At 36.2% G+C, this 12,086-nt stretch carries 10 protein-coding genes; all 10 read left to right on the forward strand.

All coding sequences use genetic code 11. From position 1 onward, the window contains the following. The first annotated feature begins 87 nt into the window (after positions 1-87). The 10 genes from FW767_RS08860 to FW767_RS13150 all read left to right on the forward strand — a co-directional run bounded on the left by FW767_RS08860 (position 88) and on the right by FW767_RS13150 (position 12,027). Positions 88-654, forward strand: coding sequence for a sigma-70 family RNA polymerase sigma factor (locus FW767_RS08860; protein ID WP_205523878.1), 567 nt, complete (start codon positions 88-90; stop codon positions 652-654). A 29-nt stretch (positions 655-683) separates the two neighbouring features. Continuing rightward, on the forward strand, positions 684-1,655 hold the full coding sequence (locus FW767_RS08865) for a FecR family protein (protein ID WP_121699669.1): 972 nt from the start codon (positions 684-686) through the stop codon (positions 1,653-1,655). Between the two features lie 683 nt (positions 1,656-2,338). Further along, positions 2,339-2,656 (forward strand): helix-turn-helix domain-containing protein, encoded by a 318-nt coding sequence (locus FW767_RS08870; RefSeq protein ID WP_121699668.1) that lies wholly within the window; start codon positions 2,339-2,341, stop codon positions 2,654-2,656. A gap of 108 nt (positions 2,657-2,764) precedes the next feature. After that, on the forward strand, positions 2,765-7,039 hold the full coding sequence (locus FW767_RS08875; RefSeq protein ID WP_150980528.1) for an AAA family ATPase: 4,275 nt from the start codon (positions 2,765-2,767) through the stop codon (positions 7,037-7,039). A gap of 21 nt (positions 7,040-7,060) precedes the next feature. Further along, entirely contained in the window at positions 7,061-8,152 is a 1,092-nt protein-coding gene (locus tag FW767_RS08880) for a type II toxin-antitoxin system HipA family toxin (protein WP_121699666.1), read from the forward strand. A 51-nt stretch (positions 8,153-8,203) separates the two neighbouring features. Beyond that, a complete protein-coding gene (locus FW767_RS08885; RefSeq protein ID WP_121699665.1) occupies positions 8,204-9,217 on the forward strand; it encodes a DUF2971 domain-containing protein in 1,014 nt (337 codons plus the stop codon). A 158-nt stretch (positions 9,218-9,375) separates the two neighbouring features. Further along, on the forward strand, positions 9,376-9,645 hold the full coding sequence (locus FW767_RS08890) for a helix-turn-helix domain-containing protein (protein WP_235898093.1): 270 nt from the start codon (positions 9,376-9,378) through the stop codon (positions 9,643-9,645). 117 nt (positions 9,646-9,762) lie between these two features. Beyond that, positions 9,763-11,136: an ATP-binding protein gene (locus FW767_RS08895; RefSeq protein WP_121699664.1), complete on the forward strand. Its 1,374-nt coding sequence runs from the start codon at positions 9,763-9,765 to the stop codon at positions 11,134-11,136. 144 nt (positions 11,137-11,280) lie between these two features. Continuing rightward, positions 11,281-11,499: a helix-turn-helix transcriptional regulator gene (locus FW767_RS08900; protein ID WP_121699663.1), complete on the forward strand. Its 219-nt coding sequence runs from the start codon at positions 11,281-11,283 to the stop codon at positions 11,497-11,499. Between the two features lie 51 nt (positions 11,500-11,550). Continuing rightward, positions 11,551-12,027, forward strand: a complete 477-nt coding sequence (locus FW767_RS13150) for a hypothetical protein (protein WP_121699662.1) — start codon at positions 11,551-11,553, stop codon at positions 12,025-12,027. Positions 12,028-12,086 lie beyond the last annotated feature (59 nt).

Consider the following 12,086-nt stretch of genomic DNA (forward strand, 5'->3'; position numbering starts at 1 on the left):
ACAACATGTTTTAATTTATTCTCATAGTATATAGGAGAAGTCAAATATTTGTTATACTTTTGACAAAATTTTCTAATTGTTATAGAATTGGCTAATTCAATCAATATATCAGAAACAGAGCTTGTCGCATCTCTTAAAAAGGGGTCTGTCAAAGCCTTTAATATGATATACCAATTATATGCGAAAAGACTTTTAATTTATATTGCGAGTGCTACTAATAACAAAGAAGATGCTGAGGAAATTGTTTCAGATATATTTTTAAGTCTATGGAAGAATCATAAAAATATTGATTTGGAAACTGATTTATCAACATTTCTTTTTCATATTGCCTATAAGCGTCGTATTGATTTCTTTAGGCATTCTTTGACGGTTCCGATCTATGAAGACTACATGCTCTTTCAAAATGACTTGATAAGTCAAGAAAATAATGAACTAGAATATAATGATTTTTTGAATATTTTTAACCAAGCATTAGAATTATTACCATCTAGACTTCAGACAGTTTTGACTCTTTCAAGAATAAAGGGACTCTCTAATGAACAAATTGCTATGAAATTAAAAATATCATCCAAGACCGTTAGAAATAGCATCTCCTTAGGATTGAAATTATTAAAAAAAAAATTAGATATTTTAAGGAGGGATCACAAAGTTTAGTTCTCTTATCGATTATATAGTATAAGCATATGAAGAATAGAGTCAGGAAATTCAAAGACGGTAAGATGTATTCTGAAGAACTCATCAATTTTAAGGAAGAAGTAGACTTAATGACAGATAAAGAGCTAGATGAGTGTCTGAACAATTGCGAGTCCAATCTCACCTTTACAGAATCAGACATTGATGCAATACAAAACAGATTAAATGAAGAAATCAAAACTGAAAAACGTAAGATAATATTGCATCGTTTCTATAAAGCGTGCGCAGCCATTACGCTGCCGGCAATACTACTATCAGGCATTTTGCTTTTTAATTACTACAATGATTTGAAAAAATACGACACGATAATCTCTCATAACATCATTATCGAAACGGACAAGGGAGAGTCTTCCATGACTATTCTGCCGGATGGGTCTAGAATTTTAATGAACCCCAAATCCAAATTATCATATAACATAAAATCTTTCAATTTTGAAAAAAGAGAGATTGAATATAAAGGAGAAGGACATTTCAACATAAAAAAGAATACGGATGCTCCATTTAAATTAAAAGTATCGGATCTTGAAATCAAAGTTTTAGGGACAATATTCTCTTTATATGCACGCGAAAATAAAAATAATACTGAAATTTATCTGGAAGAAGGCTCCCTTCAACTAACCTCATTTATATCCGACAGTAAAAAATTGCTTCATTCCGGAGAAACTGCAATTATACATAACGAAACCGGAGAAATTGAGATTATTGATGATACTTCAGACTATAAAAGGACTGCAGGACAATCAATAATTTATTTTAAATCTTCCACATTGTCTGATGTGGCAAAAGATTTAGAACTATATTATGGCAAAGAAGTTATAGTGAATAACGATATCAAACACATATTATTTACCGGTTCGTTGCCCATAAACGACTTAAAACAAGTCAGGTACGTGCTCGAAAACACATTAAATATATCGATTTCAATAAACGAAGCCGATAATACACTGACTTTTATGCCATAATTAAACTAATATAGTTTCATACATATGCTTCACACTTATAGCGGAGCATACATCATGGCGTTCCCTACCCTCACGTGACAAATCCAATTGTAACGAAACCGTGAGAAGCACCGAATGCTATAATACATTTCGATGCAGCATATTATGCTAATTGATTAGCAATAGTTTACGACTTAAAAGATAGAAGCCTCAAAAATTTACTTGTTTTTTCGCCGAAAATCGAAGATTTAACGTTTTTAACCTTAGTTTGCTTTAAACGAAGGGAAAAGAGAAAAATAATCCTCGTTTGCTTTGAAACTTCCGGTTCGCAAAGATAAAGCTTATCTGTGATTATTTCGCCGATTATGGATGCAAAATCAGAGATGTATTCACAGATTTTCTGGTTGTCTTTTGGGCTTGACAAGGGCTCGAATCATGCCTGTTTTGTGAACTGGATTTCTGTGTCTTTTGTAGCCAAAAGAGAAAATCGGCAAATATGGTTCGGCTCGGCTTTGGCGAAGCCATCTCTTTTTCTCCCTCTGTTGGCTTTACTTTAATGCACGTATATATGAATACGAGGATAAAGTAAAGTTGTTTTTCATTTTGAGATGCAAATAAATTCTGATTTTGGCGGTATATTCAGGAATAAGTCTTATTTTTGTATTGAATAATATTTTATTGGTTTATTGGTAAATATATAAGCTATGAATAATATAGTAGCTTTTAATATTTCAAGTCCCAGTGATATTGCTTTGCAAATTGCAGCAAGAGTCAAGACGCGGAGGCTTGAATTGGACTTAACTCAAGAAGGGTTGGCAGCAAGAGCAGGAGTCAAGTTCGCCACTTACCGGAGATTCGAGCAGACTGGGGAAATTTCTTTGAAAGGTTTGCTTCAAGTCGGATTCGCCTTGAATGCACTTACTGACTTTGATGCTCTTTTTGCGCAAAAGCAGTATCAGACTCTTGATGATGTATTGAATGAGCAAAGTGTTACACGTAAAAGAGGAAAGAAAAATGAATAGCATAAAGCAGATAGAAATCATTTATGACAATCGTTTGGTCGGTCGTTTGGCCTTGTTGAGGACAACGAGCAATTTTCTAAAATATATTCAAGAAAATGGCCTTTAATTATGAGCGATAGGGAACTAATTCCAAATGTTAATGTTACGGAATCCAGTAAATTGGATAGCCGTTCAATTCGGTTTTTGAAGACTTTCTTCCCGGATGATTTAGTTGACTGTTGCCAGCTCCAGGAAGGAGGTACATTGCCGAATATTGATGGATATCTTGATATTCTGTGTCCTGATGGTACCGCAAGAGAAAAGGTTGTGGTTCAAGTTAAACATCTTACTTATCCAGAGAAAAATGGGGATGTATATTATGACATTCCTCAGTCGATTTATGCATATGCAGAACGACATAAAGGTGAACTTGTCTTATTTATTGCTTGTGATTATGAGCGCAAAAAAATTTATTGGAGAAATATTAGCGAAACTTCAATAGAAGAATTTAGAAATAAGTCAGATCACATACAAAATACAGCAAGATATCATTTTCTTGATAGTGAAAAATGCTCAGAAAACAATGTAAAAGAAACTATTGAACTTTGGCGTGAACTATATAAAAAGAAAATGGATTCCATTAAGGATGACCGAAAATTGGCAGATCAGTTTGCTTCAAAACAAAGGATGTGCTTTAATCTCATTTCCTCTGAATTACACGGTGTAAAAGATTCCCATATATATAGGTATCAGGTTGATGAAGTAATGCAATGGATTACGAAAGATATCAGCAGAAATGAGAAATCCATTTGTCTTCTTGCAGGTGATGCCGGAGTAGGTAAGTCAGCTGTATTAAAAGAACTGATTTCTAAGAACCGGAATGATGGTATCAAGTATTTATGCATTAAAGCTGATTCTATTGATGATAATGGTAATCCTATCACTTTAGGCGAATTGCGTGATACATTGGCATATTACAGTTCATCAGCTGAGAACGTGATTCTGATTATAGATCAAATCGATGCACTGTCTCAATCTCTCACTAACGATAGAACACACTTAAATATGACAATGGCAGTACTATCATCACTGGAAGATTGGACTAATGTTAAAGCTGTTGTTTCGTGTCGTAAATATGATCTTGAATATGATTCTGTTTTAAATAGCCTTAAGGATAAATCCACAATTATTGAGATAGGAGAATTGTCCGATGAGGAGGTTGCCATGGCACTTGATAAACTGGAAGAAGGGCTTATTAAGAAAGTAGATTGTGTGACGGCTAAAATACTCAGAACAGTTCAGGTTCTGAATTCATTTTCTATTTTGTTTCAGCGGAATAAATCAAGAATAAACTTCAATAGTCAGATAGAACTATACGATGCCCTATGGGACACTATCGTTTTGGATTCATCTTCACAATATGATTTGGAAATAAGGGAAGATTTGATGTATAAGATTGCTGATACAATACGTGGGACAGGAACCTTACATCCTCAGTTTGCACCGACCTCCCATCAGAAACAAGCTTACGAGTATCTGGCGAGCAATGGTCTTATCCGGCGTGAAGGGTGTGCTGTATCATTCTTCCATCAATCTTTCTATGAATATACTCTTGCCCGTCATTATTCTGAAAATAATAGTCTGTTTGCAACTGATATCAAAAAAGAGATTCAGGGCCTGGAAGTGAGATCAATGGTTAAGGCAGTTCTTGATTTCAAACGGGGGCATGATGTCACAAAATTCGTTGAAGAAGCCCGTAGTATCCTTATGGATTCAGATATTAGGCTACATCTAAAACTATTGACATTATCAGTATTAGCTTTTGTAAATAATCCATCCTGTGGTGAGAAACTTCTTATTACCGAGGTCTGTCAGAAAGATGGAAAAATGTTGAGCTATTTCCTTCGAGGAGCCGGTTCTATAAGTTGGTTCATAACTATCCGTAATATTTTGAACAGAATGATGCCTGAACTTAGGAAAACTGATGAATTGTTTTTCCCGATTATATCATGTTTGTCACGATATGCTTTTAGTAAACCGGAATATGTGTATGATATGATTAATAGAATACAAGATCAGGAATCAAGATTATTTGCTGTTGCTTACATATTGCGAGAGCATAATGACTATAGTCAACCTTGTGTTCTCAAAGCATACGCTGAAACACAATCGCAAAATGCCTTTTTTGTTGTCAATCTAATTCAGGACGCAATACACAGTAATAGCGAATTTGCTATGGAGGAGACAGAAAAACTGATTCTGGATTGTTTTATGTCTGACGATTCATGTAACAAACATGAACAATATGAGTTGGCGGAAGTATTATGTCCTAAACTGTCTGTTGAATACCCGAAGGAATTGCTCAGAATACTGCACAATTGCATTTGTAACACAGTATATAAAACAGCACAAAATGGTTATTATGGTTTTTCAACAACAAAAGCATTCGATAGGATTAGCATGGATACCACTAATGGAAAACTGCTGAAGATATACGAAGATCTTTTGATTCGCTATTCGCATGATGAAACTATTGTGCGCCCACTTGTTGTAGAACTTATGTCGCTGAATAATGAGACAACGTTGTCTTTGGCTTTTTCCGCTATTGCTGTAGCGCCAGAGCCGTATGACGATTTGATTCGTCCCCTGTTAGTGAATAACGAACAGATTGAAGGATATCTTCACGGAGATGTAGAGTTCTTCTTTTTGAAAATGCTAAGAGCTTGGTATGACACATTAAACGAAAACGATGCTGAGTGGTATCAGAGATTATTGTTGTCTTATAAGTCTGAATTCGATTTTAGATATGCCAAGGAGAGAAAGTGGAGTCGGTTCTTATGTCCTCATTTATGGTGGAACAAATGGGAACTGATATGCAATACTTTGCCAGAGGACCATATGCTTCCGGAACTGAAGAGATGTTATCAAGAACTTATGCGCAGATTTGGAAGAAAATATGAAGTTGAATGTCCAAACCATTGTGTTACTATGGCAAAAGTTTGCGGCGGTGTAGTAAGTAGTGAAAAATATGAAAGATGGCCGCTTTCGAACTGGCTGAGTTCATTCCTGAAACTTGGAGAATATAAATGGCGTGAAGGTAGAAATCCTATCAGCCAAGGAGAGCATGCTAATGCTTTTAAAAAGTGTGTGACCGCAAATCCTAATAAGTTTTACAATTTTGTATTTGAAATAAGCACTTTGGATGACATTTCGGATATGTATAAGGTTGCCGGTCTTGAAGGTCTTTTTGCTGGAGGAATAAATCCAAATTCACTTTGGAATTTGGCAGAGTTGTACATCACAGAAGCGTTTGCTAAGTCTGATAGCTATACGTTTAGCCAAATTGTAGAATACTATATAAAAGAGGAAAATAGCCATATTGATGGAATTATGGAGTTATGCAAAACTCTTACTATTGCTCCTTTTATGGAAAATGATAGTATAATTATAAATGAAGATAGCAACAAGGATATGGGTAGGCGAGCAACAGACTTACTCACAAAGGGTATGAATTCTTATCAAGGTCGTGCCGCTGAATTATTAGTGCATATGTGTACGCTCCCGTCGCGTAGATCGGAAGTTTATGAGTTCTTCGTCAATTGCAGTTCTACCTTGCACGAGTGTGTAAAAACTGTACCTCTTTATTACCTTAATATTGAAGGCTATTTTGATAAAGAACTATATTTTCGGATGCTAAAACCTCTCCTTTCAAGCATGGGTGTCGAAGCATTATATATTCGTGCAAATGTAATACAATGGTGCTTTTATCACAAGAATGATATCGTAAGTGATTTTATCAATTGTATTGAGCATGATTCTTCAAGCCATGAATTACTCGTTCAGATATATTTTTATGGTTCAGTCGGGGGAGATGATTCAGAGGAATGTGAAAATCGACTTGAGAAAATACTTGACGCTGACAATGAGGATATTGTAGCAAAAATTGTTGAGATTTCAATGAGGTCATATGAGAATGCTGAATACAGAGGTTTAAGCATGAGGTTTCTCGAACGATATGCAACGGACTATAGGGGAAAAGTTGTAAATGCATACTCATGGCATTGTAATTCCCTCCCAATTGAAGCTTTTGACTGGTACTGCGGTATTGTCAAGACCAATATGGGCAAGAAGGGTAGAGAAATATATAATCAGCTAAAGTATGTAAAGAAATGCATTTCAGCATATCCTGTCCAGTCTTATAAATTCATTTCCTCTCAGAGATATTCCGACATAGATGGTGTAAATATGGTCGATGATGAAATAGTTAAAATTTTACTTGAGATTTATAAAAAGTTACGTCAGGATGAGAATACTGATGCTATGAATGAGTTACTTGATTTATTTGATGAATATATATATCGTGATAATAGAGTTTTGAAAAATGCGGTTTCTCTATTGTCGTAACTTTCAAAAGAGGAAAGAAAGATGAATAGCATAAAACAGATAGAAGTTATTTACGATAGTCGTGTGGTCGGTCGTTTGGCTTTGACCAAAGAGGGATTATGTGCATTTGAGTATTCGGCTGAATGGCTCAATACAGGCTTCTCCATATCTCCATTTGAATTACCATTGCGCAGCGGTGTCTTTGTTGCAAAACCCCGTCCATTCGAGGGCGGATTCGGTGCTTTTGACGATTGTCTACCAGATGGTTGGGGGCTGCTGATCCTTGATAGGTATTTGCAGCAGAAGGGAATCAATCCACGTACATTATCATTGCTTGATCGTTTGGCGTTAGTTGGTTCGACAGGTCGTGGTGCGTTGGAGTTTCGTCCTGACAAGAGTGTTGTATCGAAACAAGAGTATGCGGATTTCGAGAAGTTGGCATTGAACGCTGAACAGATTCTTGATAGTGAAGAGTATACTGGTGAGGGAATCGAGGAATTTCAATATAGAGGTGGTTCTCCAGGTGGTGCCAGACCGAAAATTTTCACTCGCTTTGAAGATAAAGAATGGTTGGTAAAGTTTCGTGCGAAGAGAGATTCAAAACGTATCGGTGTTGATGAGTACAATTATTCGCTTCTTGCAAAGAAATGCGGAATTGAAATGCCAGAAACACGACTGTTTGAGGAAAAATATTTCGGAGTAGAGCGTTTTGACCGTACCTCAAACGGTAAATTACACGTTGTAAGCATTGCCGGACTTATCGGGGCAGACTATCGTTTGCCAAGCATAGACTACACTCACATATTTCAAGTATGCGCAGCTCTGACACATAGCGTGGCGGAAATGTGGAAAGTGTATCGTCTTATGGTATTCAACTACTTGATTGATAACAAAGATGACCACGCAAAGAATTTTGCTTTTATCTATCGTGATGGCGATTGGCATTTTGCTCCTGCATACGACCTTTTGCCAAGTGATGGTATAAATGGATTCCATACTACTTCAATTAACGATAGTATCGAACCAACAAAGGTGGATTTATTTGCAGTGGCTGTAAAAGTTGGATTGAATGAGAAAGAAGTGATTGAAGTCTTTGAAAAAATGGAGAAATATATAGGAGTGTATTTTGTTTGATTGTAAGTATTAAAATGAGGCCGATATTATTCGAAATTTGGCAATATAAATATGAGAAATTGTTATAAATACAGAGGTGGCATAGGACTCTTTGATAAAGATGGGAAATCAATATTTGATAGAGATGTAAACACTCTTGCAAATAATCAAATCTATCTTCCGACAAAAAGTGAATTAAATGATCCAACAGAAGGCTTTTGTAATGACTATAAAATAATTTCATTGATTGAAGCGTTTAAGCAGTTTTCTGGAGATGTTAAAAAGCAGTATCAAGAATTGCTCGAAAAATTTGCCCAAATAGGGATTTATTCCCTAAGTAACAATGTGACCAATGAATTATTATGGGCTTATTATGGTGGTGGGCATACAGGATTCGCCATAGAATATGACATTGATATACTCAAAGAGTCTCTAAATTACAATGAGAATTTTCAAGCTATTTTTGATTTTGATGTTGATTATTCTCGAAATGTTCCTATCGCGGATTTAACTATACTTCATAGTAAAGACATTATTCAGACTTTAAAGACTTTTTTGGGGACAAAATCGCTTTCGTGGAAGCATGAGGAAGAGCATCGTTTAATTGTTGAAGGAAAAGGTTTGTTTGATATTGATTATAGGGCAATTACTGGGATTTATTTTGGATATAGAATGCAAAAAGAACAGATTGACCAGATAATGGATACTATGAAAGGTAGAGGGCTGTCATATTATAAAATGGAATTGATTGACAAAACATACAAATTTGCTCCATTAAAAATTGAAGATAAATATTCAAATACGGCCAAATATGTTGCAAATTGCATTGATTATGACGTGGATGAATTACTTCGGAATAGTTGTGTTGGTGAAGAAAAAATCTTATTGTATAGAGATAAGTTTATAGAGGCTTTGGAAAGTATTAAAAATGAGCCTTATATAAAAGATTTTTATATTGCGACAATGGCTTCAGATTCAAAAGAACCATTGTTAAAAATATTTGCAAATACCGCTAAAGGAATACCGCCGGTTAGAGAATTTAATTTTAGACTCAACGATAAGGGAGAACTTTATAGGATAAAATAAAAATATTTTGGTTGGAAAAGCGTCTTCTAGTCTTGCGATTTTTTGCCTGTAATACATCATTAAATATACTAAAGCAGTATCTTTGAGTATTATATGATTAGTTGATTATGACAAAAAATACAATGGGAACCAAACTGCCTCGAAAATTGGTGTAGAAGATGTCGATTGTAGGAGAACAGATTAAATTGGCTCGCCTACGAAGGAATCTGAGTGTGGCTCAAGTGGCGGAACGTGACACTTGCTCTCCATTGACCGTGTCTAGAATAGAGAAAGGTGTACCGACAGTAGCAATCGGAATCTACTTGCGAGTGCTGTATGCCTTGCAGCTTGACGATGATATTCTGTGGCTGGCTAAAGAAGACAAACAGGGAAAAACTTTGCAGGATTTGAGTTTGAAGACAAGGAAACGAGCTTCGAAAAAGGGATAGAGTGCATGTTCTCCTATACATAAGTTGAAATTTGTTCTGTTGGGATAAAAACATGGTTTTAAATTTTGTGTTATGCTGTAAAAACATTATGTTTGCATTGCATAATGAATAAGGCGTATGAAATTTGTTGATAGAATAGATGAAGCAGCCCGACTGAAAGATGCTCTTGTGAGAGAGAAATCCTCGTTAGTCGTGATGTACGGTCGCAGACGGCTGGGTAAGTCAACGCTCATTAAAAGGGTGTTGTCAGAAAATGATGTTTACTTCCTTGCTGACCGTTCTGAAGGGCAACATCAGAGAGTATTGCTTGCAAAAGTAATAGCACAAGTGTTCCCGGATTTCGACAAACTGACATATCCGGATTGGGAATCTATGTTTCGCGCGGTCAATTATCGAACAGACAAGCGTTTTACTTTATGTTTGGATGAGTTTCCGTATCTTGTAGAGCAATCTTCTGAACTGCCGTCTGTGCTGCAAAAACTGGTTGATGAAAAGCAATTGAAGTATAATCTTGTGCTTTGCGGTTCGTCACAAAATATGATGTATGGATTGTTTCTTGATTCTACTGCACCTCTCTATGGTCGTGCAGATGAGATCATGAAACTTGCACCGATATGTTTGCCATATATTCAAGAGACTTTGAGCCTTGATGCGATGAATGCCATTGAAGAATATGCTGTTTGGGGAGGCGTGCCGCGTTATTGGGAACTAAGGGAAAACCAAAATTCACTTAATGATGCTTTGTGGCACAATATCCTTTCTGTAAATGGAACTCTTTACGAAGAACCGATAAAATTGTTTCAGGACGATGTAAAGGATATTGTTAAGACTTCGACGATAATGTCTTATATCGGTACTGGCGCAAATCGGCTTTCTGAGATTGCCGCAAGATGCAATGAGCCTGCAACCAACCTGTCGCGTCCATTGAAGAAACTTATTGATCTCGGATTTTTGGAGAAGGATATTCCGTTTGGGATTGATGAAAAGAATGCAAAAAAGAGTCTTTATAAGATAGCCGATCCATTTATGGCATTTTATTATCAGTTTGTCGTACCTAATCGTTCGTTCATCGAGCTTGGTCGTCGTTTGCCAATAGAACAGGCTTTGACTGCTCATTTATCGGAGTATGTGAGTATGCAATGGGAAAAATTATGTCGGTATGCCGTAACAGGAAATCTTGTCAATGGAGTGGTTTATGGCAAGGCAAAACGCTGGTGGGGTTCTGTGCTCAATGAGGATAAGAAGCCGGAGCAGGTCGAGTTCGATGTAATGGCTGAATCGCTTGATAAAAAGTATCTGCTGGTTGGCGAATGCAAATGGACAACTCAAGAGAATGGGAAACAGTTAACAGCCGAACTTCTCCGCAAGGCTAATCTGCTGCCGTTTGCTAAGAACTACACCATCGTTCCGGTGCTGTTCCTTAAGAACGCTCCAAAAGGTGATTCCGAGAATGTGATGTTGCCGGAAAAGATTATTGATATGTTACAATAGGATCGTTTCATATTATGAGAATCAGAATTCCTGCAACTTTGACTTCTTAATCAATCAATGAGGTTTCTATAGCTTATGAACTTGGCTATATGAGAAATTAACTGTATTTTTGTTTGCAATTTAATGAGTATAATTTGAATACTTATGTCGAACAATCAACAAATAGTGATGAATAGAATAAAAGTGGTACTTGCAGAAAAACAAAGAACCAATAGATGGTTAGCAGAGCAAATGGACAAGTCTGAGAATACAATTTCAAGATGGTGCTCTAATAAGTCGCAACCGTCTATTTTACAACTGCAGGAGATTGCAAATTTGCTGGATGTTGACGTTCGTATATTGTTGAAATCGCAGAAAGTATAATTGTCTATAGATTTTTAGAACCATGTTAAAATAAAGTCATTCTAAGGAATAATGGCAGCAACAAGATATTATTATTCTGACGCAATCTCAACGTTTCTGACTAAGAGTGTCAATGAAATTGTTGGTAAACTTACGTTGATGTCTCAACATGATATTAATGATGAGACTTCACATTCGTGGGTGGACGAAATAATTATATTACACGAAGTTCTTGCTCCTTATTCTGAGCGTGGAAGTGTTTACTTCGAGTATAATATTCCCCGAATGGGGCGCCGAGTTGATGTGATTGTTATCATTGATGGAATAGTATTCGTATTGGAGTTTAAAACTGCTGAACAAAAGTTTCGTCGTGATGCAATGATTCAGGCATGGGACTACGCTTTGGACTTAAAGAACTTTCAAGAAGGTAGTTTCAGTCGTGTGCTTGTACCTATTGTTGTTGTTCCCAAAGAGAAAGATAGTTGGAAAAGCCACTCTACTTTGACCCTTTTGGCCAAACAGAATTTACCCACCTTGGCCATAATATGATTGACCCTTTAAAGTCCTGGTGTTAGGGGTCAATTTTATTTTACCCTTTTAATTCTCTA

Origin of the sequence: Heminiphilus faecis (assembly GCF_008728965.1) — a bacterium.
GTDB classification, from domain to species: Bacteria; Bacteroidota; Bacteroidia; order Bacteroidales; family Muribaculaceae; genus Muribaculum; species Muribaculum faecis.

What these genes read in the sequence shown, in the direction of transcription:
- FW767_RS08875 (WP_150980528.1), top strand. Translation starts at nt 2,765, where the DNA reads ATGAGCGATAGGGAACTAATTCCAAATGTTAATGTTACGGAATCCAGT.
- FW767_RS08895 (WP_121699664.1), top strand. Translation starts at nt 9,763, where the DNA reads ATGAAATTTGTTGATAGAATAGATGAAGCAGCCCGACTGAAAGATGCT.
- FW767_RS08885 (WP_121699665.1), top strand. Translation starts at nt 8,204, where the DNA reads ATGAGAAATTGTTATAAATACAGAGGTGGCATAGGACTCTTTGATAAA.
- FW767_RS08870 (WP_121699668.1), top strand. Translation starts at nt 2,339, where the DNA reads ATGAATAATATAGTAGCTTTTAATATTTCAAGTCCCAGTGATATTGCT.
- FW767_RS13150 (WP_121699662.1), top strand. Translation starts at nt 11,551, where the DNA reads ATGGCAGCAACAAGATATTATTATTCTGACGCAATCTCAACGTTTCTG.
- FW767_RS08900 (WP_121699663.1), top strand. Translation starts at nt 11,281, where the DNA reads ATGTCGAACAATCAACAAATAGTGATGAATAGAATAAAAGTGGTACTT.
- FW767_RS08890 (WP_235898093.1), top strand. Translation starts at nt 9,376, where the DNA reads ATGTCGATTGTAGGAGAACAGATTAAATTGGCTCGCCTACGAAGGAAT.
- FW767_RS08865 (WP_121699669.1), top strand. Translation starts at nt 684, where the DNA reads ATGAAGAATAGAGTCAGGAAATTCAAAGACGGTAAGATGTATTCTGAA.
- FW767_RS08880 (WP_121699666.1), top strand. Translation starts at nt 7,061, where the DNA reads ATGAATAGCATAAAACAGATAGAAGTTATTTACGATAGTCGTGTGGTC.